Source organism: Labrys sp. LIt4, assembly GCF_017813775.1.
Classification (GTDB): Bacteria; Pseudomonadota; Alphaproteobacteria; order Rhizobiales; family Labraceae; genus Labrys; species Labrys okinawensis_A.
In genome coordinates this window covers 293,217-316,641 of the sequence record NZ_JAGIPY010000007.1, presented here as the reverse complement: position 1 = coordinate 316,641, position 23,425 = coordinate 293,217, and the positions used below count along the sequence as shown (strand labels likewise).

General features: G+C 64.6%; 20 protein-coding genes. 14 read left to right on the top strand and 6 right to left on the bottom strand.

Translation table 11 applies throughout. From position 1 onward, the window contains the following. The first annotated feature begins 205 nt into the window (after positions 1-205). The 4 genes from J8I29_RS15970 (at position 206) to J8I29_RS15955 (ending at position 3,949) form a co-directional block, all read left to right on the top strand. Positions 206-1,264, top strand: coding sequence for a lysylphosphatidylglycerol synthase domain-containing protein (locus tag J8I29_RS15970; RefSeq protein ID WP_245197038.1), 1,059 nt, complete (start codon positions 206-208; stop codon positions 1,262-1,264). Between the two features lie 151 nt (positions 1,265-1,415). Next, positions 1,416-1,823: a VOC family protein gene (locus J8I29_RS15965; protein ID WP_209432393.1), complete on the top strand. Its 408-nt coding sequence runs from the start codon at positions 1,416-1,418 to the stop codon at positions 1,821-1,823. A 412-nt stretch (positions 1,824-2,235) separates the two neighbouring features. Beyond that, entirely contained in the window at positions 2,236-2,751 is a 516-nt protein-coding gene (locus J8I29_RS15960) for a hypothetical protein (protein ID WP_209432392.1), read from the top strand. Positions 2,752-2,803: 52 nt separating this feature from the next. Beyond that, positions 2,804-3,949, top strand: coding sequence for a PQQ-dependent sugar dehydrogenase (locus tag J8I29_RS15955; protein WP_209432391.1), 1,146 nt, complete (start codon positions 2,804-2,806; stop codon positions 3,947-3,949). Between the two features lie 2 nt (positions 3,950-3,951). On the opposite strand, the gene J8I29_RS15950 is transcribed toward J8I29_RS15955, so the two are convergent. Further along, the gene (locus J8I29_RS15950) at positions 3,952-4,572 is read right to left on the bottom strand and encodes a GNAT family N-acetyltransferase (RefSeq protein WP_209432390.1); all 621 of its coding nucleotides are present in this window, start codon (positions 4,570-4,572) and stop codon (positions 3,952-3,954) included. Between the two features lie 105 nt (positions 4,573-4,677). Next, positions 4,678-6,396 carry a caspase family protein gene (locus tag J8I29_RS15945; RefSeq protein ID WP_209432389.1) on the bottom strand — a complete coding sequence of 573 codons (1,719 nt, stop codon included), beginning with the start codon at positions 6,394-6,396 and terminating at the stop codon, positions 4,678-4,680. A gap of 473 nt (positions 6,397-6,869) precedes the next feature. Here J8I29_RS15945 and J8I29_RS15940 point away from each other — a divergent pair, with 473 nt between their 5' ends. Continuing rightward, positions 6,870-7,658, top strand: coding sequence for a cupin-like domain-containing protein (locus J8I29_RS15940; RefSeq protein ID WP_181161266.1), 789 nt, complete (start codon positions 6,870-6,872; stop codon positions 7,656-7,658). A gap of 313 nt (positions 7,659-7,971) precedes the next feature. Here the strand turns inward: J8I29_RS15940 and J8I29_RS15935 are convergent, their stop codons facing one another. Beyond that, positions 7,972-10,017 (bottom strand): DUF4139 domain-containing protein, encoded by a 2,046-nt coding sequence (locus J8I29_RS15935; protein WP_209432388.1) that lies wholly within the window; start codon positions 10,015-10,017, stop codon positions 7,972-7,974. Positions 10,018-10,462: 445 nt separating this feature from the next. Between J8I29_RS15935 and J8I29_RS15930 the strand changes: the two genes are divergently transcribed. The 3 genes from J8I29_RS15930 to J8I29_RS15920 all read left to right on the top strand — a co-directional run bounded on the left by J8I29_RS15930 (position 10,463) and on the right by J8I29_RS15920 (position 13,048). Then, positions 10,463-11,341, top strand: coding sequence for a zinc ABC transporter substrate-binding protein (locus J8I29_RS15930; protein WP_209432387.1), 879 nt, complete (start codon positions 10,463-10,465; stop codon positions 11,339-11,341). Further along, a complete protein-coding gene (locus J8I29_RS15925) occupies positions 11,338-12,126 on the top strand; it encodes an ATP-binding cassette domain-containing protein (RefSeq protein WP_209432386.1) in 789 nt (262 codons plus the stop codon). The genes J8I29_RS15930 and J8I29_RS15925 overlap by 4 nt, the downstream gene beginning before the upstream one ends. Before the next feature lie 121 nt (positions 12,127-12,247). Further along, complete coding sequence (locus J8I29_RS15920) at positions 12,248-13,048, top strand: metal ABC transporter permease (protein WP_209432385.1); 801 nt, start codon at positions 12,248-12,250, stop codon at positions 13,046-13,048. 62 nt (positions 13,049-13,110) lie between these two features. Here J8I29_RS15920 and J8I29_RS15915 read toward each other — a convergent pair whose 3' ends face one another. Beyond that, on the bottom strand, positions 13,111-14,457 hold the full coding sequence (locus J8I29_RS15915; protein WP_245197059.1) for a PLP-dependent aminotransferase family protein: 1,347 nt from the start codon (positions 14,455-14,457) through the stop codon (positions 13,111-13,113). Between the two features lie 150 nt (positions 14,458-14,607). On the opposite strand from J8I29_RS15915, the gene J8I29_RS15910 reads away from it, so the two are divergent. Together J8I29_RS15910 and J8I29_RS15905 are read left to right on the top strand one after the other, a co-directional pair. Continuing rightward, a complete protein-coding gene (locus tag J8I29_RS15910; protein WP_209432383.1) occupies positions 14,608-15,120 on the top strand; it encodes a GNAT family N-acetyltransferase in 513 nt (170 codons plus the stop codon). A 26-nt stretch (positions 15,121-15,146) separates the two neighbouring features. Continuing rightward, a complete protein-coding gene (locus tag J8I29_RS15905; RefSeq protein WP_209432382.1) occupies positions 15,147-16,007 on the top strand; it encodes a DMT family transporter in 861 nt (286 codons plus the stop codon). A 163-nt stretch (positions 16,008-16,170) separates the two neighbouring features. Here the strand turns inward: J8I29_RS15905 and J8I29_RS15900 are convergent, their stop codons facing one another. Both J8I29_RS15900 and J8I29_RS15895 read right to left on the bottom strand, forming a co-directional pair. Continuing rightward, positions 16,171-17,796 carry a serine hydrolase gene (locus J8I29_RS15900; RefSeq protein WP_209432381.1) on the bottom strand — a complete coding sequence of 542 codons (1,626 nt, stop codon included), beginning with the start codon at positions 17,794-17,796 and terminating at the stop codon, positions 16,171-16,173. Between the two features lie 172 nt (positions 17,797-17,968). After that, the gene (locus tag J8I29_RS15895; protein WP_209432380.1) at positions 17,969-18,832 is read right to left on the bottom strand and encodes an alpha/beta hydrolase; all 864 of its coding nucleotides are present in this window, start codon (positions 18,830-18,832) and stop codon (positions 17,969-17,971) included. A gap of 153 nt (positions 18,833-18,985) precedes the next feature. On the opposite strand from J8I29_RS15895, the gene J8I29_RS15890 reads away from it, so the two are divergent. The 4 genes from J8I29_RS15890 to J8I29_RS15875 all read left to right on the top strand — a co-directional run bounded on the left by J8I29_RS15890 (position 18,986) and on the right by J8I29_RS15875 (position 23,425). Continuing rightward, the gene (locus J8I29_RS15890) at positions 18,986-19,765 is read left to right on the top strand and encodes a class I SAM-dependent methyltransferase (RefSeq protein WP_209432379.1); all 780 of its coding nucleotides are present in this window, start codon (positions 18,986-18,988) and stop codon (positions 19,763-19,765) included. A gap of 124 nt (positions 19,766-19,889) precedes the next feature. Next, positions 19,890-21,176, top strand: a complete 1,287-nt coding sequence (locus tag J8I29_RS15885; protein ID WP_209432378.1) for a chloride channel protein — start codon at positions 19,890-19,892, stop codon at positions 21,174-21,176. Positions 21,177-21,305: 129 nt separating this feature from the next. Continuing rightward, positions 21,306-21,581: a DUF1153 domain-containing protein gene (locus J8I29_RS15880; RefSeq protein ID WP_068297942.1), complete on the top strand. Its 276-nt coding sequence runs from the start codon at positions 21,306-21,308 to the stop codon at positions 21,579-21,581. A gap of 266 nt (positions 21,582-21,847) precedes the next feature. After that, positions 21,848-23,425 (top strand): gamma-glutamyltransferase, encoded by a 1,578-nt coding sequence (locus J8I29_RS15875; RefSeq protein ID WP_245197035.1) that lies wholly within the window; start codon positions 21,848-21,850, stop codon positions 23,423-23,425.

Genomic DNA, 23,425 nt, shown 5'->3' with positions numbered 1-23,425 from the left:
ACGCATGAATTACAGCGAGTTAACGCGCCTCAGAGGGAAATACATGTTAGTTGCGTTAAAAGTAGGATTGTCTCCGGCGTGACCGTTCTGCGACGCTCATCATCCGGTTGTCTTGTGTTCGACACGATCCCGTTGTTTATGGCTTTACGGGACACGGTGTGACGACACGTTTCGGCAACCGGTTCGAAACCTTACCCAGACGGACATGATGAAGAACAAGCTCGAATATGTTTGGCCGGTCATCGGGCTCGCCGCCGTCGTATTCTCGGTCTATCTCCTGTCCAAGGAGCTCAAGGGCGTCGAAGTCGGCCAGGTCTGGCAGGCCGTGGTCGATCGCGGCCCTCTGATGCTCCTGCTGGCCTTCGCCTCCACCACGCTCGCCTATGCGGCCCTTGCCTGGTACGACCGCATCGCCCTGATGCATGTCGGCAGGAAGCTGTCCTGGCCGGTGGTCTCGGTCGTCTCGTTCGTCGCCTATGCGCTGGGACATAATATCGGCGTGTCCGTGCTTTCCTCCGGCCTGGTGCGGTACCGGGCCTATTCCAAGATGGGACTGAACGCAGCCGAGGTCACCGTGGTCACGGCCTTCTGCGCCTTCACCTTCGCCTATGGCGCCGTGTTCCTCGGCGGCATCGTGCTGGTGGGCGAGCCGGAACTGCTCTCGCGCCTGTTCCATTTCCCACCCAGCGCCGCCTTCCTGCTCGGCCTGGCCATGCTCGCCTTCGTGCTGCTCTACCAGGCCGGCGCAATCCTGCATCTCAAGCCGCTGCGCATCCGTTCGCTGCAGATCGCCTATCCCAAGCCGACCATCGCCTTCCGGCAGCTCTTCGCCGCCCCCATTGAGATCGTCGGCGCGGCCGGCATCATCTATTTCGCCCTGCCCGATGCCCTCAACCCGGGCTTCTTCGTGGTGCTGGGCATGTTCCTGGCTTCCTTCTGCGCCGGCCTGATTTCCAACGCCCCGGGCGGCGTCGGCGTGTTCGAGGCGGTCTTCCTGCTGATCATGCTGCCGGCCGGCGCCAATCCGAGCGACCCCGCGGTAATCCAGTCCAAGGCAGAGATCATCGCGGCCCTGTTGATGTTCCGGCTGCTCTATCTGCTCATCCCGTTGGCGATCTCCTGCGTCATCGTGCTCTACACCGAGCGGCAGTCCCTCGGTAGCCTCCTGGGCTCCATCGTCGGCGGCAAGGCGGTTGAAGCCAAGGACGCCCAGCCGGCGATCAAGCTGGAAACCGTGCGCCAGGACCCGCCGCAGCATTCGTAAGCAACCGTCGGCAAATCCGTGCTGCCGCCGCCCCGGCTGAGCCGCTCTCGAGCGGCGCGGGAGACGGCGAAGGAAGCGGATCCAGGGCTAAAGACGGAGCCTTCAACACGCGGCATTCCCACAAGCCAGCGCCTCAACACCGGGAGAGACGATGCCGCAGTATCTGGGTGCAGTCACACTGGTCGTCCGCGACTATGACGAGGCCAGGGATTGGTATGTCGGCAAACTCGGTTTCGAGGTTGTCGAGGACAGTGATCTCGGCGGCGGCAAACGCTGGCTGCTGGTCGCTCCGCCCGGTACCGGCTCAACCCGCCTGCTTCTCGCCAAGGCCGCCTCTCCCGCCCAAACGGCGGCAATCGGCAACCAGACGGGCGGGCGCGTCTTCCTGTTCCTCAACACCGACGATTTCTGGCGCGATCATCGCCTCTATCTTGCGCGCGGCGTGCAATTTCACGAGGAGCCGCGGGTGGAGGCCTACGGCACCGTCGCTGTTTTCGAGGACCTGTACGGCAACCTCTGGGATCTGCTGCAGTTGACCCGGCCAAACCCGCCGGCATGACCGACCCCTGCCGTGTCGGCCAATGCCCCATTTGCCGCCTGTTCCTCTATCGCAGTGTTACAACGAGCACTATCTGTCGCCGGACAGGCTGGCAGCCGGGGACGGCTTCTCACGCTGCTGGACGACGAAGACGCCGGGTGGCCCGTGAAGACGATATCCGCCAAAGGGTCTAAGCCAGTGGCAGGATTTTCGCTCTACGCGAGTAGATTTACCGCTTTCGCGCCCTTGCAGCAGCGGATCAAACCTGTTCGGTGACGGTCCTCTTCATCCCCTGTTTGGTGTCCGATCGCACGCGCCCTCCCACATCGCCTTCAATGAGGACCGAATGTGGTTGACGATGGCATGGAGATCATTTAAGTTAGCGTTCGTTCACTAACTTAAATGATCTCGAGCAAGCCAGCAGGACAGGACCATGACCTCTCCTACGCCGTCACAGATCAAGGCTTTCTCCAACGGATTGCTGGCCTATGGGCTGGCGAGCGGCACATTCGCCCTGTTCTACTGGGGTGTCTATCTCTACATCGACAGCCTGCCCTGCCGCGAACTCCTGTGCAATTTCGAGTGGATCCTGCTTTTTTTCGGCCCGGTCGTGGCGGTGTTTCTGGTGGCGCCCCTGGCCAATTTCGGGCTTCTCCTCTGGGAGCGCCGGCGTTCGTCGACCGCCTGGCCGCTGCTGCGCCTCGCCTTCAGCGCGATCGGCGCCGGCTTCTCGGTCCTGGTCGCAGCGACCTTCGTCATCCAGCTGGCACGGCGCGGCATGGCCATGATCGATCTCTCGCCCCAGAGCCTGATCTTTGCCGTGATCTTCCTGGCCGCAACCTGGATCAATCTGCGCTGCGCCGAGGCCATCCTGCGCAAGGGCGACATCTGTCCGCTATGTCGCCGACGGACAACCTCCTCCGGTCATTGGAAGGACGCAATCGGCTGAGATTGATGCAGCCGGGCCCCGCCGGCAGATTGTGCGGGCCGGGGGGACTCATATGCGCAATGCCGTTCGAATCGCTCTGACCGCCGCACTCATCGGGGGCGTCGCCGTCCTCCCCAGTGTGGCCTTCGCCGAAGTGAACGCAGCCAACAGCCCCGCCTCGGCGAGCCGCCCCTTCAAGGCCACCACCGTCGCGCGTTTCGACACGCCCTGGGCCATCGCCTTCCTGCCCGACGGGCGCATGCTGGTCACCGAAAAGGGCGGCAGGCTGTTCCTGGTGACCCCGGCCGGAGCCAAGACGGAGGTCTCCGGCGTTCCGCGCGTGCGGGCCGGCGGCCAGAACGGACTACTCGACATCGCAGCCTCGCCGGGCTTCGCCCGCGACGGGCTGATCTATTTCAGCTATGTCGAGCCGAGCTCCGGTGGCGGCACGCTGGCCCTGGCGCGTGCCAGGCTGAACGAGGCCGGCGGCAAGGTGCTCCTGGGCGATCTTGCCGTGATCTGGCGCGCCACGCCCAAGGGCGGGGGCGGCCAGCCCGGCGGCATCATCGCCTTCGCTCCCGATGGGCGCCATCTCTTCCTCAGCTCCGGCGACCGCATGGAGCCGGAAACCGCCCAGAACACCGACACCAATCTCGGCAAGATCCTCAGGCTCAATCTCGACGGCTCGGCGCCTGCCGACAATCCGATGGCGGCCCGGGGCGGTGCCCAGGCCGAGATCTGGAGCCTGGGCCATCGCAATCCCTATGGCCTAGCCTTCGCCCCCGACGGCAGTCTGTGGGAAAACGAAATGGGCCCGCGCGGCGGCGACGAGCTCAATCTGATCCGCCGGGGCGCCAATTATGGCTGGCCCCTCGTCTCCAATGGGGACAATTACAGCGGCGTCCCCATCCCTCGCCACCGGACCCGCCCGGACTTCGAAGCCCCGGTGATCTACTGGACCCCGATCATCGCCCCCGCCGGCCTGGCCTTCTATTCAGGCAAGCTGTTTCCGCAGTGGCAGGGCTCGGCTTTCATCGGCGCTCTCAGGGGCGAAGCACTGGTGCGCATCGCCTTCGACAGCAAGGACGGCGCCCGCCAGGCCGATCGCTGGGAGATGCGCGCCCGCATCCGCGACGTCGCCGTCGATCGCGACGGGGCAATCTGGCTGATCGAGGACGATTCGGATGGGCGGCTGCTGCGCCTGACGCCGGCGAAATAGAATCAGGCGCTGAAATCGGCCAGCGGCACATGCGGCGCGGCTCCACGCGGCAGGTGCCCGCTCAGACGCGGATCGGCCTGGACCTCCACCTGGAAGGCGAAAGGCACGAAGCCCGAGCGGCGGTAGAAGCCGAGGGCGCCGGGGTGGTCGAACGTGCAGGTATGCACCCACAGCCGCTCGATGGGCCTCGCCCAGGCCTTGGCAAGGGCCTGGTCCATCAGGAAACGGCCGGCCCCCTGCCCGATCGCCTGCGGCACCAGACCGAAGAAGGCAAGCTCGCACTCGCCGCGCTGACGAAAGTCCAGTTCGAGCAGGCCGAGCCGCTGCTTGCCTCCACCGAGCACATAGATTTCGACATCGGGATGCTGCAGGATCGCCGCGAGTTCGGCGTCCGGCATGACCAGGCGCGAAGACCACAGCCAGTCCTCGCCGACAGCGCGGAACAGGGCGCGATAGTCGGTCAGCGCCGGTTTCTCGATCCTCTCCAGCGTCAGCGGCCGTTCGAGCGGCCTCGCCGGCTTCGGCTTGGGTCTTTGCAGCATCTGCAGACAGGTGACCACATTGGCAAGCATGCCGGGTGGAACGTCGGAATAGCCGTCGGGAAGAACTGGAGCAGAGGTCATGGAAGCGAACGATGCAGAAGTTTTTTGTGATTTGAACGGGCCCTTCAAACCACAAAGACGCTTCCAAGCAAAGAGTGCGGCCCTTCTTCGCCCGACCTCCCGGCCTCAATCCTTCTCCACCGTGTTGACCTCGGACTGCGAGCCGTCGCGCCAGGTCACCTGCACGCTGATCGACTTGGTGCTGCCGGGCACCTTCAGGTAGGTCTTGGCATTGTCGGGGATCGAATAGGGATCCTTCATGTTGCAGACGGGCAGGTCGAAGCGGGTCAGCGGCGGTGCGCCGTTGAGGCCGTAACGCACCTCGGTGATGGCGCAGCGATAGCTCACCAGCGTGGTGAAATAGACCAGCACGCCATTGAAATCGCGAAACTCCACCCAGCTGCCCTGGATCGAGGTGAGACTGCGGCGCTGATCCTCGTAAAGAGCGATATCCGGGTCGAAGCGAATCGAGAACGGGCCGACATCGGCGCCATCGATGCTGCGATAGCGCACCTGGATGATGCTTGCCTGGGCCCGCGGCGACATCGAGAAGGACGGATTGGGCATGCGCCCGCCCGTGCGCTGGTCGAGCACGTCGAGAAGGCCGGTTTCCTTGAACTCGCCGGCCTCGCCGACCCGGTATGACAAGGCCGTCGCCGGCTCGGGCAGGGACAATGTCACCGTCCAGCCGGCATTGGAGCGCGAGAAACTGGCGATCGGGGCACGGCCGATCGGCTGCGTCAGCTGACCCGGCTTGGTGTCCGGCCGGACCAGAGCGAGCTGCTGGCCGGTCGCCGCGCCGCCCTGTTGGAGATTCAAGGCCTTGGCCGGATCTGTCGTGGGCGGATTGGCCGGATGCTGCAGGGCGATACGGGCTTCCTTGCCGGCGAGGGTGACGCCCGGTCCGAGCTTCACGCCCGGCCCGATGGTGACCCCCTTGCCGGCCTCGGTCCGTCCGACGGTGTTGATCTCGGTGCGGATGTTCGGACCAGTGTTGCCAGGCGGATTCGCCGAGGCGACCTGCTGGCCGGCCTCCGGGGCGGCGGCCGCCGCATCCGACAGCACGACGTCGCCGATGACCTGGTCGTAATAGGCAGGCGTCTGGTCATGGCCGACACTGGCCGCCAGAGAGCGCACATCGACCTGCGTCTTCTTGGCGATCTCAACCAGGGTCTGGCCGGGCTTCGACAATTCGCCGAGGAAGCTGCGGGTGAACACGGAATTGGGATTGCCGTCCTGGTCCGACAGCCGATCGAGTGCCTCCTGCTTGGCGCCCGCCGACATCAGGACGAAAACACCCTCCGGCGCGTCGACACGGGCAAGGCCGCGGGTCGCGGCCACCGAACGCGACCTGTCATTGGCGAAGGGATTGTTGCGGCAGGCATCCAGCACCAGCACGGCAACGCCGGCTCCCCTGTCCCGGATCCCGTCGATGACCCGCTCCACTGAAAAGGACGCATCGCGGATGAGGTCCTGCTGATTGGCCTGGACCGAGGGCACGTCGGTGGGCAACAGGTAGTTGGTGCCGCCGATCTCGAAGCCATGCCCGGCATAATAGAACAGCGCCCGATCGCCGGGCTGGATATCGGCGTTGAAAGCCACCAGGGCCCGGCTCATGCCGCGCTGATCGGCATTCTCGACCCGCCTCACCACATAGCCGAGCTTTTCGAGCTGGTCGGCAATGGCGCGGGCGTCCGAGACCGCCTTCTGAAGCGACGTGACGTTGGCATAGGAATCATTGCCGATGACCAGCGCGAGATTGCGCGCCAGTGCGGCTTCGGCTGCATAGAGGCCGAGCGCCAGCGATAGAACCAGACCAGTGAAGAAGCGTGCCGAGCGCCGCATGTTACCCTCGAAACCGGCTGGATCAGTGAGGCGTCGCCGGTTGCGCCTTTATAGTTCGCCTGGCGGCAGAAGGCACGATTTTTGCTGACCGAACCGTGCCTTTGCGCACCCCGATCGCCTTGTGCGATGCCGTGTGCATTGGATAGAGCCCCTCGCCCCAGACGTTCATCTTGTCGTTCGCAGGGCATCGACTTCCCTTAAGTGATACGGCTTCCGAGCGAGGAAGAGAACATCTCCCTCCTACTAAAGATTGATTTGGACGCCCCCGAAAGACTCTGCCACCCGCCTCGTCTGCCAAGTAAAAATCTGCGATAAATCAATAAATCATACCGCTAATTACTGTTATATTCCGCCCAAATCAGAGGAAACGAGGCATGCTGGCGAAACCATCTATTGTTCAGCATTCAGATCAATGGTCGACGGTAGAACCATTCGAGGAGTGCCGCCGCCTGCTTCACAAGGCTGCTTTTTCGATGCAGCACCCTCTGGCCAGCCACCCGCTGTTTTCGATCGATGCGCTGGCGAGCGTGGCGGAGGAAGCGGCCAAGCGCCCGGGCGACCTCTATTGGGATGCCGGGGATCTCTCGATCACCGACAAATGGGGCTCTGTCCCCAAACCGGACATGACGGTGCGCCAGGTCATCGACCGGATCGAGACGGCCGGCGCCTGGATGGTGATGAAGCACATCGAAATCGATCCGCGCTACAAGAAAGTGCTGGACGAGTTCGACGACTTCATTCGCCGGATTGCCGGCCCCGAGGGCTCCAAGCTGCTCAGCAATACCGAAATGCTGATCTTCATCACCTCGCCGCGGCGCAAGACCCCCTACCATTTCGATGCCGAGGTCAACGTCCTCACCCAGATTCACGGCAGCAAGGACATCTGGGTGTGCGATCCGATGGATCGGAGCATCACCACCGAGGATGAACTCGAGCGCTATTACGCGGTGACGACCACCGCCGGCACCTTCAAGCCGGAAGCCGAACGGAAGGCCCGCAAGATCACGCTCCAGCCTGGCGACGCGGTGCATATTCCGACCCACGGCGCGCACTGGCTCCAGAACCACGACAATATTTCGATCAGCCTGTCGCTCAATCTCGAATTTCCGAACTGGAAGTACAAGGACGTCTACCGGGCCAATTACTATCTGCGCCGCATGGGCCTGAAGCCCCGTTCGCCGGGACAGTCGGCGATCATCGACCGCTCAAAGGCCGCCACGATCGATTGCGTCCGTCAGGTCAGGAAGCTGGTGGGGCGCTGAGGCAAGGCCCGGTCGCCGGGCTCACCTGCGTTTTGCTTCGGGATTGCAGTCGTGACTTCAAGCCGGTCCGATTTGGCGGGGCGGCCTCAGCTCCATCAACTGATGGCGCGCGGTCGACAATCCTGGAAAGGCGGCTCTTTTCGGCAAGAGATGTCGGCCGGAGGTCGACACTCCATATCTCCAGCGCCTGCTTCGGCCAAATGCGACTATAGCTAGAGCGTTTTGCGATTAGACGGAGTCACCAAGAATCACAAAGACGCGTCAGAACAACGAGTTAGAGCAAATAAGCGTTCACGCTTGAACGCGCTTTGCTCTAGAGAGCTCTCACGCGATCCCCGAGGATCTTGCGGGCCGCCTCATATTTGGCGCGGGCGTCCTTGATCGCTCCGTCGAGTTTGTCGAGAGCCTTTTCCTGTTCCAGCATCTTCTGCGAATAGAGCCGGGCGAGATCGGACCCCTGCGGCGCCGATTTCAGGTTTTCGCGGATGCGCTCCTGGTCCTGGGTGATGCCATCGCGCTGTTCCTCCAGGCGGCTGGTGGCAGCCTGCGCCTCGTCGCTCGCCTTGGCCGCCTCGGCAACCGTCGCAAGCCGGGCCTTGGTCTCGGCGTCGAGATCGGGCGCGGCCATCAGAGCCTGGATGCGCTCGCCGGTGACATCGGCAATGGCCATTGCCTCCACAACGGGTCTTTCCAGCGTGACCTTGTATTGCCGGGACTGGCCAGCCTCGACGTCGAAGCGGATGCGATAGGCCTGCCCGGCGATGGTCGCCTCCTCGGCCTTGGGTTCCACCAGGGTCCAGTCGGCGACGCGCGGCTGTTCGACCACCATATGGCGCAGCTCGCCGGCGCCGTTCTTGACCCGATAGGTCGTGGTCTGGCGCAGACGGCTTTCGACCTGGAGCGTACCGTCGACCACCTTGATCTTGGTAATCGCCTTGGCCGAACTCGCCTCCGAGTCGACCAGCACCTTCTGGTCGGCCCCGAAGCCGATCAGGCGGAAATCGCCGGTCGGCAACAACGGAAATTGCGCCTCGCCGGAGAAGAGCGGCCCGGCCTCCGCGGCTTCGTAAATGGTGGCCGACCCCGCCGGGAGCGAGGTGGCGCCATCATTCTTCAAGGTCAGCGCCTGCCAGGGATTGCGGCTGCCGCCCTGATACCAAGCCACGGCCTGCGACGGCATCTTGACGTCGACGAAGGGAATGGTGAGGCTCTCGCCCGAGCCGACGCTGACCAGCTTCGACAGGGTGAAGCTGGCCCCGGCGGCATTCTCCTCGGCGGCGCTGCCGGCTTCCTGCGGCTCGGCCATCCTGAATTCCTGGGCGCCACCACCCTGGCCGAGAAATGCCTGGTTCTTGCGAAGGCGCGCCGATGGCGCGATCGGGGCGGCCGCGGGCGCTGGTGTCGGCGCCATGTCATACATGGCCTGGTCAGAGCCGCCGCCGGCCGTCGCCTTCAGTTCGAGGTTCTGCTGCCCGGCATCGGTGCGCGGCAATGCCGTGCGGCTCACCGGCGGCGCGATCGTCTGGCGCTGGACGTAATAGGGATCGTAGAGCGCCTGGCGGAAGGTCACAGGCGAGGCCGAGGACAGCGTCACCTCGACATCCTTCCAGGGATTGCCCGTCATGTTCTCCAGGACGACCCAGCCCTGCAGGCGCGCCTTGTCCTCGTCGGCCTTGGGCAGCGTCAGGCGATAAGCGGCCTTCCAGACCGGCGCTTCCGCCACATAGCCGATGCGCACGGTGCGCTTGCCGCCCTCGGCGAGCTGGATGGAAATGTCGCGGCCGGAGCGGTCCTGCGCGGTGCGCAGGGCCTTGAGCGCGGTTTCGACCTGCTCGCCGAGCCTGATATCCTTGAATTCCAGCCCTTCGGCCTCCTCCAGGATGAACTGCTCGATCGCGGCGCCGGAGAAGACCGAGACCCTGGTACGGGTCATGGTGCCGCCGTCCTTGCTCGTCACCGTCTCCGTCTGCACGCTGGCGATCCGCCCCTCCAGCTTACGTGGGCCGGAAAGCTTGATCTCGGCCCCTTTCAGCGCCGCAATCAGGGCAGGCATGCTGTCGAGATCGGATTTCGCGAAAGGCAGGGAAGCGAAGGTCTCGTCCGCACCGGCCTTGCCCGGCAGCGTGGCCGAACCGGTGCCGGCCGGATCGAGGATCAGGACGCTTTTGAGGATATCGTCGACTTGGTCGAGCCGGGCGCGCAGGGTCAGCATCTCCTTGCCCGTGACTTCTGCGGCATATTCGAAATAGCCGACGCCCCCTGTGCCGAGCACGGCACGCTTGAGAACGAGTTCGGCGGCTTCAGCAGTACCGGTAAGCATGGTGGTGGCCATCAGGACGAGGAGAACGGGGGAACGCATGAAAAGCCCTCTATAGCGCGTTGCTCCGGGAGGTCGGCGGCAAGTTTCGACGCTGTTGTAGCAGCTTTATGGCGCCTCGGAGATGTATCGGTGGTTACAGGCGAGTGCAACCGGTGGGCAAGGCAGGGCCGGGGGCATCGAGTTCAGGTGAGCGTCGCCCAATTTTGGAGTGCGCGGCTTGCGTCATTTCCGGGTGCGCGGGCATCTTGCCCCTCTTCCTATGCCGCGAATTCCGCGTTTCCTAGATTGGACGAGATGCCGCGCATCCGGAATCCGCCTTCCGGCGATGTCACTAATCCGAAGTCGAAGTCCTGTGTTCGGGGCAATCCGGCCGGATGCAATTGACATCCCTCGTTTCGCCCGCTAATCAAAGATTGTTATATTATAACATTTCAGCCTCTGCAAAAGCGTGCAGGCTGCCCCCTCTGATGTCACGGAGATTACGATGCGTTCGATGATGTTTGCCGCCGTCCTGATGGCCGCGGCAGCGATCATGCCTTCCCCGGCCGCTGCCGCCGAGAAGATCAAGGTCGTCGCCGCCGAGAATTTCTATGGCGACCTCGCCAGCCAGATCGGGGGCGAACATGTCGAGGTCACCTCCATCCTTTCCAATCCCGAGGATGATCCGCATCTGTTCGAATCGAGCCCGTCCACCGCGCGCGCTCTCTCGACCGCCGCGATCGTGGTCTATAACGGCGCCGACTATGATCCGTGGATGGACAAGCTGCTTTCCGCCTCCGTCAACCCGGATCGCAAGGCGATCGTCGCCGCCGCGCTCACCGGGCACAAGGCGGGCGACAATCCCCATCTGTGGTATGAGCTGAAGACGTTTCCGGCCGTGGCCTCGGCACTGGCCGCCGAGCTCGAGAAGCGCGATGCTGCCCATGCCGCGGACTACAAAGCCAATCTCGCCAAGTTCGAGGCGTCCTTCTCCGAGTTGACGAAACAGGTCGATGCGATCAAGACCAAGTACAAGGACGTCAAGGTGACCGCCACGGAGCCGGTTTTCGGCTATATGGCAGATGCCCTCGGCCTCAAGATGCTCAACCAGGATTTCCAGACCGCGATCATGAATGACAGCGAGCCGAGCCCCAGCCAGGTCGCCGCCTTCGAGAACAGCCTCAAGGACGGCTCGGCCAAGATCCTGTTCTACAACAATCAGGTCACCGATGAGACCACGAAGCGGCTCTTGCAGATTGCCAAGGATCACAAGGTCGCGGTGGTGGGCGTCACCGAAACCATGCCGGCCGGCACCGCGATCCAGGCCTGGTTCGATGGACAGCTCGGCCAGGTGGATCTGGCCCTATCCGGTTTGACCCAGTGAGTGCTGTCGGTTTCGAGAAAGTCAGCCTGACCCTCGGGAGGCGCCGGATCCTGTCCAGCGTCTCCTTTTCCATTGCAGAAGGCCAGTTCGTCGGCCTGCTCGGTCCCAACGGCGCCGGCAAGACCACGCTGATGCGCGCCGTGCTCGGCCTGGTCACGCCTCAGGCCGGGCGGATCAGCGTGCTCGGCGAAGCACCGCGACGCGGCAATCCCGAGATCGGCTACATGCCGCAGATGCGCCGTGGCGCCGCCCAGCTCGGCCTCAGCGGCTACGAACTCGTGCTCGGCGCCATCGAGGGCACGCGGTGGGGTTGGCCCTTCGCGTCGGCGGCCGACAAGGAAGCGGCCTGGGCGGCGATCGAGCGGGTCGGCGCCGCCGACCTCGCCCGCCGACCTATCTCCCAGCTTTCAGGCGGCGAACGCCAGCGCCTGCTGATCGCACAGGCCCTGATCGGCGACCCCAGGCTCCTCTTGATGGACGAGCCGCTCGCCAGCCTCGACCCGGCCCATCAGCGCGGCATCGTCGAACTGATCAAGGAGGTCGCCTCGGAACGCGGCATCGCCGTGCTGTTCTGCGCCCATGAGATCAACCCGCTGCTCAACGCCGTCGATCAGGTGCTCTATCTCGGCCATGGCCGGGCCGCGATCGGTACCGTCGACGAGGTCGTCAACCGCCATGTCCTGTCCGATCTCTACCGCACGCCCATCCATGTGGCCCGCGTCAATGGCCGCATCTTCGTGATGGCCGAGGAAGGCGAGCTGGAAAGCCATGTGCATGCAGGGTGAAATCTGGGAGAGCAGGCATCCTCCTGGGACCGCCGGCTTTCAGCCGGCTCTTCCCAGCCTGTAAGGTCAATGGTTCCAAGAGCCGGCTGGAAGCCGGCGGTCCCAGGAAAGAAATCCTGCAATGTTCGAGTATGAGTTCATGCGCAACGCCTTCATGGCCTGCACGATCGTGGGGATCGTCGCCGGAGCCGTTGGCTATTTCCTGGTGCTGCGCGGCGAAACCTTTGCGGGCCATGCCCTGGCGCATGTCGGCTTTCCCGGCGCGACCGGCGCCGCACTTCTTGGCCTCTCGCCCTTTGTGGGCTTCACCGTCTTCACCGTTCTGGCCGGCATCGGCATCGGCCTGCTGGGCGAGCGCGCCCATCGCGACGTCGCCATCGGCATCGTGCTCACCCTCTCGCTCGGCATCGGCCTGCTGTTTCTCTATTTCTACAAGGCCTATGCCGGGGCGGTGACCAATCTCCTATTCGGCAATGTGCTCGGCGTCAGCCTTGGCACGGTCTGGATTCTGGCCGGCCTCGGCCTCCTCTGCCTGATCGGCCTTGGCGCCATCGGACGCCCCCTCCTGTTCGCCAGCCTGCAGCCCGAGCTCGCCGAGGCCAAGGGCCTGTCGACCGCGCGCATCTCGGCCCTGTTCATGGTGATCGTCGCCCTGGCCACGGCCGAGGCAATGCAGATCGTCGGCGTGCTCCTGGTCTTCGCGCTGATGGTCGCGCCCGCGGCGGCCGCGTTGCGAATCAGCCATCGCGTCCAGCAGGGACTGCTCATGTCCATCGCCCTGGCGGTCGCCATCGCCTGGATCGGTCTGATCTTGGCTTTCTATACCGATTGGCCGACCAGCTTCTGGATCACGGCCCTGGGAGCGCTCGCCTATCTCGCGGCGGGCCTGTGGCGGAGAAAAGCCGGCATTTCGACTCCCTGACCGATTGTTGGAGGTGAGCCGCTTGCGGCGGAAGATGTCGACCGGAGGTCGACGCGCCGAAGCTATCTCTCCTTCTCCATCACCTCGGCGAGAACATCGAAAATGCGCTTGTCGGCCGATTGCGCCACGTTGAAGCGCAGGAAGCGCGCAGCGTTACGCGAGACGCTGAAGACGTTGCCCGGTGCCATCACCACGTCCCGCTCCAGCGCCCTGCGGGCAATCACCGCCGAATCCAGCCCCTCCGGCAGTTCTGCCCATAGGAACATGCCGGCCTGCGGCTCCAGCCACAGGCGCAGGCCGCAGGCCTCCAGCCGTTCCGCCGTCGCGGCCATCGCCTTGGCGAGGCGCGGGCGCAGGCCGTCGAGATGGCGACGATAGCTGCCATCGGTAAGCAGGCGCAGCGTGGTCTGGGCCGCGACATCGCTGCAGCCGATGCCGGTGGCGAGCGCCAGATCCGTCAATCCTTCGATCCAGTCGGCGCGCGCCACGATGTAGCCGCAGCGCAAGGCCGCCGTCAGCGTCTTGGAGAAGCTGCCGAGATGGATGACGCGCTCGAAACCGTCGAGCGCCGCCAGGCTCGGCGAGGGCCGGGCCTCGAAATCGGCGAAGATATTGTCCTCGACCAGAATGAAATCATGCTGTTCGGCGAGGTTGAGCAGGCGATGGGCGGTGCCCACGCTCACCGTCGCTCCGGTGGGGTTATGGAGGACGGCATTGGTGAGATAGAGCTTGGGACGATGTTCGGCGCACAGGCCGGCGAAACGCTCGAGGTCCGGCCCCTGGCGCGTATAGGGCACGCCGACGATGCGCGCCCGCTGCGCCTGCAGCAGCGATTGGAAGTTGAAATAGCAGGGATCGTCCACCAGCACGACATCGCCGGGCTGGATCAGAAAGCGGCAGACGAGGTCGATGGCGCGCGAGCCCGAATCGGTCAGCAGAATCGCGGCCGGCTCCACTTCCAGGCCCCGCTCCGTGAAGCGGCGGGCCAGATGCTCGCGCAGGGAGCGCAGCCCCTGGGGGACGCTGTAGGTGGAAATATTGGTGGTCTCGTCGCGCGCCACCGCGCGAAGCCCACGCCGGACCATGTCCTCGGGCAGCCAGGAATCGGGCAGCCAGCCGCAGCCGGGGTGCAGCGCGCTTTTCTGCTGCGTCAGGGATTGGCGATAGATCCAGAGCGGATCGATGGCGCGATCGAGGCTCGGACCGCTTTCCGCCAAGGCGAAGGGACGAATGCGGCCGGCCGCGAAGAAGCCCGAACCGGGCCGTGCAGCCACGGCGCCTTGCGCGACCAGCCGGTCATAGGCCTCGACGACGGTCGATTTCGATACGCCCTGCCGTTCGGCAAGGCGGCGGATGGAAGGCAGGCGCGCGCCGGGCGCCGTGGCGATCAGACGGCGGATCTCCGTCATCGTCGCCTCGATCAGGGTGGAACCACCGGCTTGGTCCAGCATCCGTACCTCTCCATGACCCAGTACAGTTCAGATCAATTGTATCGGTCTGTCTCTGTCGACGCCAGCGCGATTCTGGAACAAGAAACCGGAATATTCGAAAGTTTCTCCATGACGAATGCCATCCGCATCAGGCGCTTCGAACCGGCCGACTGCGACAACATACTCCGCGTCATTCTCCCGATTCAGTGCGAGGAATTCGGCATCGAGATCACGGCAGGCGAGCAGCCGGACCTGCTCGGAATCACCTCGTTCTATCAGAGCGGCCGCGGCGGGTTCTGGGTCGCCGAGCACGAGGGCGCCATCATCGGTACGATCGGCCTGAAGGATATCGGACTGGATGAGGTCGGCAAGCCGCAGGCCGCCTTGCGCAAGATGTTCGTGGCTGCTCCCTATCGCGGCCGGCCTCACGGCGTGGCCTCGCGCCTGCTCGACCATCTGCTGGCCGGCGCCCGCGAAAGCGGCGTCGAGGACATCTTCCTGGGAACCACGGCCAAATTCCTGGCCGCCCATCGCTTCTACGAGAAGAACGGCTTTGCCGAGATCGCCCGGCACGATCTGCCCACCAGCTTTCCGCTCATGGCGGTCGATACGAAATTCTATGTCCGCCGCCTTGCCGGCTGACGAAACGAGATACGAAAGATACGGAAATGGACGACAAGTCGGCAGGCTGGCTCAATGGTTTCCTGGGCGTGGCGATCTTCTCCGGATCGCTGCCGGCGACCCGCGTCGCCGTGCATGATTTGTCGCCGCTCTTCCTGACCACGGCGCGCGCCGCCATCGCCGGCTTGCTCGGCATCGCCCTTCTCGTCGTCCTCAGGCAGAAATGGCCGCGCGCCTCGCAGCTCGGTTCCCTGAGCCTGGTCGCCATCGGCTGCGTGGTCGGCTTTCCCCTGCTGACGGCGCTTGCGCTGCAGAGCATCACCTCCTCGCGCGCCACCGTCTTCATCGGCCTCCTGCCGCTTGCCACCGCCATTTTCGGCGTGCTCAGGGGCGGCGAGCGTCCGCGGCTCGGCTTCTGGGTATTCTCCATTGCCGGCGCAGCCATGGTGGCGGCCTATGCCCTCGGCCAGGGCGCCGCCGGCAATGCCTGGGGCGACGGGCTGATGGTGGCCTCGATCCTGGTGTGCGGCCTGGGCTATGCCGAGGGCGCCCGGCTGTCGCGCGATCTTGGCGGCTGGCAGGTGATCTCCTATGCCCTCATCCTGTCGCTGCCGGTGATGCTGCCGCTGGCGATCTGGTGGCTGCCCGCCGATCTCGGCGCCATCGGCTGGCCGGCTCTTTCGGCCCTCGTCTATGTCTCGCTTTTCTCCATGCTGATCGGCTTCGTCTTCTGGTATCGCGGCCTTGCCCAGGGCGGCATCGCGGCAGTCGGCCAGCTGCAATTGCTGCAGCCTTTCATGTCTCTGGCTCTCGCCGCGCTGCTGCTGCACGAACAGGTCGGCCTGACAGTGTGGGCGGTCGCCGCGGGCGTGGTGATCTGCGTCGCCGGCGCCAAGCGCTACGCCTGACGCGCACGCCATGGCCGATACAATCCCGCCGCTTCCCCTGCGGCGGCATGCCTCCGGCAAGCGTGATGCCGAAAACCGGCGTCCGCTTTTCGGTACTATGCTCCGGGTCCGCTCTCGAGCGGGCTTTTCCTTTCGGACGGTCAGGGCGGGGGCGGAGAGGCGATCATCGGCTGAAACTGCCCTGCCCTTCGGCATTCAGATAGTCGATCACCATCGTCCTCGGGCCACTTCCCTCCCCCGAGAACTTGACCGATGACACCGAGCCTTCCGGCGCATTCTCGCCGCCGGGTCTCAAGGCGAAAACATCGCCATCCCAATGGCTGAGCGGGAATTTCATCAGCCGCGGCCCGAGCAGCACGACCAGATGGTCGCCCTCGACCTGCACGGTGCCGACCTCGAAATAAGGGCTGACATACGCGCCGGCATAACTGGCAAGCGGCCTGGCAGGCTTGGCATGGGCAGGCGGCGTCTTGCCGACGAGATCGCCGACCGGCTTGAAGAAGCCCATCATGTGCTGATGCGCGAGGGGATACCAGTCTCGCGTTTCCTCGCCATATTGCACCACGTCCATGAAGCGCGCCGCGATGGCCTCGGCGGCGCCGACCGGCGCGCCGTTGGTCAGGACGACGATGCCGACATCGGCCGAGGGCAGGATCTGGAAAGTGGTGCCCGCCCCAAGCAGGAAGGCGCCCGAATGGCCCATCGAGGTCCGGCCATTGGCATTGACGTTCACGTTGAAGCCATAGCCATAGAAGGCGGTGCGCGCGTCGAGCGCCTCGCCGCGCCCGTTCACCGCCTGGGGCGTCAGCGCAGGAAGCAGCGCCGTGGTCGCGGCCATGGTGTCCTTGCCGTGCTTGCCGCCCGCGAGCAGCAATTGCAGCCATTTGGCGAGGTCCACCACATTGGAGGACACGCCGCCAGCCGGGGCCTGTTCGTCGGGATTGCGGTCATAGACCGGCTTGAAGGTGCCCCCGACGAAGGCGTGCAGCAAGGCCCGGTTCTGCCGCGCCACGAAGTCCTTGTGCAGATAGCTGGTCGACGCCATGCCCAAAGGCTGGAACAGCAGGCGTAACGCCAGCACCTCCCAGCGCTCGCCCATGGCGGCGGCTACGGCCTCGGCCCCGATCGTGGTGCCGAAATTGGCGTAGTGATAGGAGGTGCGGAAGGCATCGAGCTGCAACAGGCGCAGCCGGGGGATGATGTCCCGGCGTTCGAAACCAAGATCCTCCATGTCGTCGCCGGCCGCCTCCGGCAGGCCCGAGCGATGGGCGAAGAAATCACCGATGGTGGCCTGGGCCGAGACATAATCGTTGCCGAGGATGAAATCCGGCAGATAGCTGCGCACCGGATCGTCCCAACGCAGGGGCCGGCCGGCTTTGCCGCCCCTCGTCATGGCGATGGCGGCAATCGTCGCCGAAACGGATTTGGAGATCGAGGCGATCTGAAACACTGTGTTTTCGTCGATGGGGCGGCTGGAATCGCCCTTGACCTTTTGGCCATAGCCCTTGGCGAACACCGTCCTGCCGCCATGCACGACCGCCACGGCAACACCCGGCACCTGCGATTTCGTCATGATATCGCGGACGATGTCCGGCAGCCGGCCGACCGCCTTGTCGACACCGCCCTTATAGAGCGGCATGGCATCCTGGGGCGGCGACGGCCCGATTTCCGGCTTGAGCGACTGCGCGACCGCCATGGCCGACAGTGTCATCGCGCCGGCAATGACGCCCGTCGCCAGCGCATGCCGAAGTCGGAAGGCAATTTTACTACCTTGGGGGCACTTCAGCATCGCCGAATTCTTTCGATGATAGGAGAAAGACTCCGGTCACCCTGCCCTTTTCAGTTTATTTTTGCCAGCGTGAAATAGCGCGTCGGTCTGTATTCGATCAGCACAATACGTTGTGTGAAAATTACTACGAGTTCAGGGCGGAGAAGGCGCGATTGCCGCGCCGAACAAGGCATTATGCCGCATGGTGGGCGATGGCCAGCACCATCTCGTCAATGTCGCTGTCATGAATCTCGTGTCCGCCGCCTTCGATCCGGTGCAACCGTGCCTTCGGTACCACCGTCGCGAAGGCTTCCCCGTGCGCAATGGGAAACAGCGGATCGACCGTGCCGTGGATCGCGAGGACCGGCATCGTGAGATCGCAGGCCCGCAGCCTTGCTTGCCCCTCCCCGCCCACCAGCGCGAAATGATTGGTGGCGCTGGCAAAGGACGGTGCCCGGGCCATGTCCTGCGCGATCAGCGCGCTTACGGCCTCGGCATCATGCGGATGCCGGGTGCCGGCGAGCATGGCGGCATCGCGGCGCAGGAAATCGGCGATGGCTCCAAGATCCGACCAGTCGATCCCCTCGGCCGTCGCAGAATGCTCCCGATAGGCTTTGGTCGAGGGCGGCAGGCCCTCGACCGCGAGCGGCGAAGTACTGATCAGCGTGAGCGTAAGCACGCGCCTTTGGTGGCGCAAAGCGGCCTCCTGCGCGACGAAGCCACCCATCGACATGCCGACCAGATGGGCCGCCTCCAGGCCATAAGCATCGAGAACCGCCATGACATCGTCGGCCAGATCGCTGGAAGAATAGCCGGGCGCACCTTGCGGATAGTGGGTGGAAAGACCGGTGTCGCGCTGGTCGTAGCGGATCACATAGTGCCCTCGATCGGCCAGCTCCCTGCAGAACCTCTCCGGCCACCACAGCATCGATGCCATCATCCCCATGATCAGCACGATGGGCGGGTCGGACGGCGCGCCGAAAGCCTCCGTCTGAAGCTTCGCGGCTTTGATGTCGACGCACTTCCCGGTGATGCGGCATGATCCGGTCCGTTGCATGCGCACGCCCCTTCTGATTGCATACTGCAACTGGATCTGACATTGCATATCTGGTTCTGTTGTGCAATCAGTTTGTGGCGAAAGGCCTGGATAGCCGGGCAATTCGGCAGCGGGATGCGACTTCCATAGCCACGACGAAACCCGGTGAGTCCGATGGCGTTGCAATGTGCCGATTTCTACGACGCGGAACTGTCCCGGCATAACCGGCATTTGCGGGCTGCCGCCAGGGTCGGAAGACGCGACCGGGTGCTTGATATCGGTTGCGGTGCGGGCCAGACCACGCGCGATGCCGCCAGCATCGCTGTGGAAGCGGGCGTCGTCGGCGTCGATATTTCTGCCGAAATGCTGGCGATCGCGCGACAGCGCTGCCTGGAGGCAGGCTTGGAAAACGTCGTGTTCGAACAGGGCGACGCGCAGCACCACGACTTTCCGGCCGGCGGCTTCGATCTGTGCATCAGCCGGTTCGGGGTGATGTTCTTTGCGGACCCCGCCGCCGCCTTTGCCAATATCGCGCGGGCCCTGCGCCCGGCGGGGCGTCTGGCCTGGATGGTGTGGCAGAGCCAGGAGCGCAACACCTGGTCCGGCGCCATCAGGCAGGCACTGGCTCCGGGAGGGGTGATTTCCGTTGATGCCGGCAAGCCGTTTTCACTCGGCGACCCTGCCGTGGCCACGGCGCTTCTGAGCACAGCCGGCTTCACCTCGATCGACTTTGCCGAAGTGGACGAGCCGGTCTACTATGGGCCGAATGTCGATGCCGCCTTCGATGCCATCTCGGGCCTCTATCTGGTGAAGGATACGCTCGCGCGCACGGACGAGCCGCCGGATCGGCCCCTGCAGCGGCTGCGCGATCTTTTGGATGCGCATATGACGGCCGACGGCGTGCTTTTCGACTCGCGCGCATGGATCATCAGCGCCGAGAGGGCGAGCGATTAGGCGGTGCAGCGGGCAATTCGCCTGCATCCTGCCGCCCGCTGGGTCTTCGGACCCGATCCCCATTCTTGCTTGCCGTCATAAGGTCCCGGGGGTGTAGAAGGGAAGCAAAGGACCCCGTCTCCCGATGATTCCTGACGACTTTCCAATATTGCTGCGCCGCCGCACCGCCACCACCATCGGCGCCGTCATTCTGGGCCTCGTCGCCCTCGCCTTCACCTGGACAGCCGACCAGGCCGCGAAGCTGTTCGAACTGATGGTCGACAAGGCCCCCTATGCGCCACTGGTGGTGACGCCCCTGGGGCTCGCTCTCCTGGCCTGGCTCACACGACGCTTTGCGCCCGCAGCGCGGGGCTCCGGCATTCCTCAGGTGAGTGCCGGCGCCCGCGATCCCCGTCACGCCGTCGCAGCCGGGCTGATCTCCATGAAGGTCGCCGTCTTCAAATTCGCGGCGACGGTCGGCGCCATCCTGGTCGGCGCCTCGGTCGGCCGCGAGGGACCAACCGTGCAGATCAGCGCCGCCCTCATGGCCTTCATGCATCGCCTCTTGAAAATCGATCTCTCGCCCGCCGTGATCATCGCCGGCGGAGCGGCAGGCGTTTCGGCTGCCTTCAACACGCCGCTCGCCGGCATCGCCTTCGCCATCGAGGAACTCGCGGCCTCCTATCACCAGCGCCTCGCCCTGCTGGCGATGGCGGCCGTGATGATCTCGGGCCTCGTCAGCCTGGGTATCGCCGGCGACTACATCTATTTCGGCTCCGTGCACGAAGCGCTGCCGCTCGGCGCCGCCTTGCTCATCGCCCCGCTGGCCGGCGTGATCGGCGGCATCACCGGCGGCCTGTTCTCGCGGCTGGTCCTCGCCTTCGGCGCCACAGCCCTCGCCCCGATCGCAGCCCTGCGCCGCCGGCCCATCCGCCTCGCCCTGATCTGCGGCCTTCTCGTTGCGATCCTCGGCATTCTCAGCCACGGGGCAACCTGGGGCACCGGCTATGAGGTCGCCCGCCGCCTGGTGGAATCCCATGCCGAGCCGCTGTGGTTCGGGCCGGCCAAGTTCCTGTCGAGCCTGATCACCGTGCTATCCGGCGTACCCGGCGGGATTTTCGCGCCCTCGCTCGCCACCGGTGCAGGGGTCGGCAACCTGATCGCCCTTGCCTTTCCCGACCAGCCGCTCGGCGCCATCGTGCTTCTCGGCATGATCGGCTATTTCGTCGGCGTGGTCAGGGCGCCGCTCACCGCCGTGATCATCATTTCCGAAATGTCGGACAGCCGCGCCATGGTGCTGCCCCTGCTGGCGACCGCCATCATCGCCGACGGCGTCTCCGCCCTCATCTGCCGGGAGAAACTCTACCATGCCCTGGCCAAGCCCTTTCTGCCGCCAGGCAAACCAACAGATGCCGACGAAGTTAAGGCCTGATTCAGCTTGTTGGCGAATTGCAATGATCGAAGCCAGATCAAGGGCTTTTCTAAATTTCCTTCAACAATTTTTAAGCGAGCGCCCCTAGCCTGCAGCTCACATGGTCATTCGAATTGTGTGAGCGTACCCATGACCGAAACTCTTCGCCCTCGGGTGAAATATGTCATCGGCCCCGACGGCAGCCCCCTGACCGTTGCGGACCTGCCGCCTCCCGGCACCCAGCGCTGGGTGATCCGGCGCAAGGCAGAAGTGGTCGCCGCCGTGCGCGGCGGACTTCTGAGCCTCGAGGAGGCCTGCAACCGCTATGTGCTGACCACCGAGGAATTCCTGTCCTGGCAGGCCTCGATCGATCGCCATGGCCTGGCAGGCCTGCGCACCACGCGCATCCAGCATTATCGGCAGTAGACGCGGGGTCAGGCCTTCCGGCCAGCTCTTTCCGCTTGCAGCGGATACGACAGTCCAAGAGCAGATTGCGATGAGCAAAAGCCGCAATCTGCTCTTTTTTGTCGTGCGGCGACCCACACGCTGCGAACGCTTCGCTGTCGTCTGTCCCATCGCCGGGATCCCGCCGGCTGCACCGACGTCGGGCCTGGAAGAGTTCGAACGCTTACGCCGGAAATGGCCCGGAACTTGCTTGACTGGAGGTCTGTTCACACAATCGCGGCGATTGCATGAAGACCGTCCAGCGGCAAGGGCCCAGCGAGAACGCGACGTCGAGCGGGGGCATGGTCGTCGCGCCGCACTGGCTCGCCGCAAAGGCCGGGGCGAAGATCCTCGAGCGGGGAGGCAACGCCATCGAGGCGCTGGTTGCCGCGAGCGCGGCACTCTCGGTCCTCTATCCACATTTTTGTGGCCTCGGCGGAGACGCGGTCTGGCTTGTTGCCGATCGCACGGGTTCTGCCACCGTCTTCCTCGGCATTGGCCAGGCGGCAGGATTCATCCCTGATCTGTCTGTCATCTCGCTTCGCGGGCCGCTTTCGGCCATGACGACGGCATGCCTCGTCGACAGTTGGGGACGAGTCCTCGATTACTCCCACAGCCAGTGGCAGGGCCGATTGTCCGTCGCCGGCCTGCTCGACGACGCCATCGCGCTGGCCCAAAACGGCTTCGACGTCAGCCCTTCTCAGGAATTCTGGTATCGTTTCCGCGGAAGCGAGGTCACGCAATGGCCTGGCTTCCAGGGGGTCTTCTTCCGGAACGGCATACAGCGCCAGCCGACCTTGGCGAGGTCGCTGCGCGCCATAGCCGATCACGGCGTGCGCGAGTTTTACGAAGGCGAGCTGGGCGCGCGCATCGCGTCGGGCCTGCGAGCCGCCGGTTCACCCCTGACTGCTGCGGATCTCGCCAGCACCCGCACACTGCGTGAGCAGCCACTGGCGCAGAACTATCGCGACCTGACCCTTCTTGCGCCGCCGCCGCCGACGCAAGGCGCGACGACGCTTGCCATCATGGCTATCTTGTCTTCCTTCGAGTTGGCCCGGCTCGACCCTGCCTCGGCCGAATTCTACCACCTCCTCGTGGAAGCCGTGAAACAGGCCTTCCTCGATCGCCCGTCGATCGCCGACCCCGCCTTCACAGACGTGAATGTCGCGCGGTTGCTCGATGCGCGCCGCCTGGCTGTGAAGGCACGCTCGATCGATCTCGACAAGGCGGCGCCTTGGCCGCCCCCCTTCCAGACCGGCGACACGGCCTTCCTGGCGGCGACGGACAGCGCGGGCAGGAGCGTTGCCATGCTGCAGAGCCTCTATTTCGACTGGGGCAGCGGTGTCGTCGCCGGCGACACGGGCATCCTATGGCAGAACCGCGGCGCAGCCTTCAGCCTCGATCCAGCGAGCCCGAACTGCATCAGGGCCGGCAAGCGTCCCTTCTACACGTTGAACCCCGGCATTGCCTTGAAGGATGGGCGTCCCTGCCTGCTTTACGGCACTCAAGGCGCCGACGGACAGCCGCAGACCCTCGCTCTGCTGCTGTCGCTGCTGATCGATCACGGGCTCGATCCGCTTGCCGCCCTATCCCGGCCGCGTTTCCTTCTGGGGCGCACCTTCTCGGACAGTCGCGACAGCCTGAAGATAGAGGCCCATGCCGGAGCCTCGCTCCTTGCCGAGCTTGCGGACAGGGGACATCAGGTGGGCCGGATCGAACCCTTCAGCCAACTCGGCGGACATGCCGGCATCATTCGCCTCCGACCTGACGGGACGATCATCGCTGCGCATGATCCGCGCAGCGATGGCGGGGCGATCGGTCTTTGA

Excerpts from the sequence above, each read along its gene's own strand:
- J8I29_RS15930 (WP_209432387.1), top strand. The coding sequence starts at position 10,463 with ATGCGTTCGATGATGTTTGCCGCCGTCCTGATGGCCGCGGCAGCGATC.
- J8I29_RS15965 (WP_209432393.1), top strand. The coding sequence starts at position 1,416 with ATGCCGCAGTATCTGGGTGCAGTCACACTGGTCGTCCGCGACTATGAC.
- J8I29_RS15955 (WP_209432391.1), top strand. The coding sequence starts at position 2,804 with ATGCGCAATGCCGTTCGAATCGCTCTGACCGCCGCACTCATCGGGGGC.
- J8I29_RS15960 (WP_209432392.1), top strand. The coding sequence starts at position 2,236 with ATGACCTCTCCTACGCCGTCACAGATCAAGGCTTTCTCCAACGGATTG.
- J8I29_RS15920 (WP_209432385.1), top strand. The coding sequence starts at position 12,248 with ATGTTCGAGTATGAGTTCATGCGCAACGCCTTCATGGCCTGCACGATC.
- J8I29_RS15910 (WP_209432383.1), top strand. The coding sequence starts at position 14,608 with ATGACGAATGCCATCCGCATCAGGCGCTTCGAACCGGCCGACTGCGAC.
- J8I29_RS15895 (WP_209432380.1), bottom strand. The coding sequence starts at position 18,832 with ATGCAACGGACCGGATCATGCCGCATCACCGGGAAGTGCGTCGACATC.
- J8I29_RS15940 (WP_181161266.1), top strand. The coding sequence starts at position 6,870 with ATGCAGCACCCTCTGGCCAGCCACCCGCTGTTTTCGATCGATGCGCTG.
- J8I29_RS15950 (WP_209432390.1), bottom strand. The coding sequence starts at position 4,572 with ATGACCTCTGCTCCAGTTCTTCCCGACGGCTATTCCGACGTTCCACCC.
- J8I29_RS15905 (WP_209432382.1), top strand. The coding sequence starts at position 15,147 with ATGGACGACAAGTCGGCAGGCTGGCTCAATGGTTTCCTGGGCGTGGCG.
- J8I29_RS15880 (WP_068297942.1), top strand. The coding sequence starts at position 21,306 with ATGACCGAAACTCTTCGCCCTCGGGTGAAATATGTCATCGGCCCCGAC.
- J8I29_RS15900 (WP_209432381.1), bottom strand. The coding sequence starts at position 17,796 with ATGCTGAAGTGCCCCCAAGGTAGTAAAATTGCCTTCCGACTTCGGCAT.
- J8I29_RS15935 (WP_209432388.1), bottom strand. The coding sequence starts at position 10,017 with ATGCGTTCCCCCGTTCTCCTCGTCCTGATGGCCACCACCATGCTTACC.
- J8I29_RS15890 (WP_209432379.1), top strand. The coding sequence starts at position 18,986 with ATGGCGTTGCAATGTGCCGATTTCTACGACGCGGAACTGTCCCGGCAT.
- J8I29_RS15945 (WP_209432389.1), bottom strand. The coding sequence starts at position 6,396 with ATGCGGCGCTCGGCACGCTTCTTCACTGGTCTGGTTCTATCGCTGGCG.
- J8I29_RS15915 (WP_245197059.1), bottom strand. The coding sequence starts at position 14,457 with ATGACGGAGATCCGCCGTCTGATCGCCACGGCGCCCGGCGCGCGCCTG.
- J8I29_RS15875 (WP_245197035.1), top strand. The coding sequence starts at position 21,848 with ATGAAGACCGTCCAGCGGCAAGGGCCCAGCGAGAACGCGACGTCGAGC.
- J8I29_RS15885 (WP_209432378.1), top strand. The coding sequence starts at position 19,890 with ATGATTCCTGACGACTTTCCAATATTGCTGCGCCGCCGCACCGCCACC.
- J8I29_RS15970 (WP_245197038.1), top strand. The coding sequence starts at position 206 with ATGATGAAGAACAAGCTCGAATATGTTTGGCCGGTCATCGGGCTCGCC.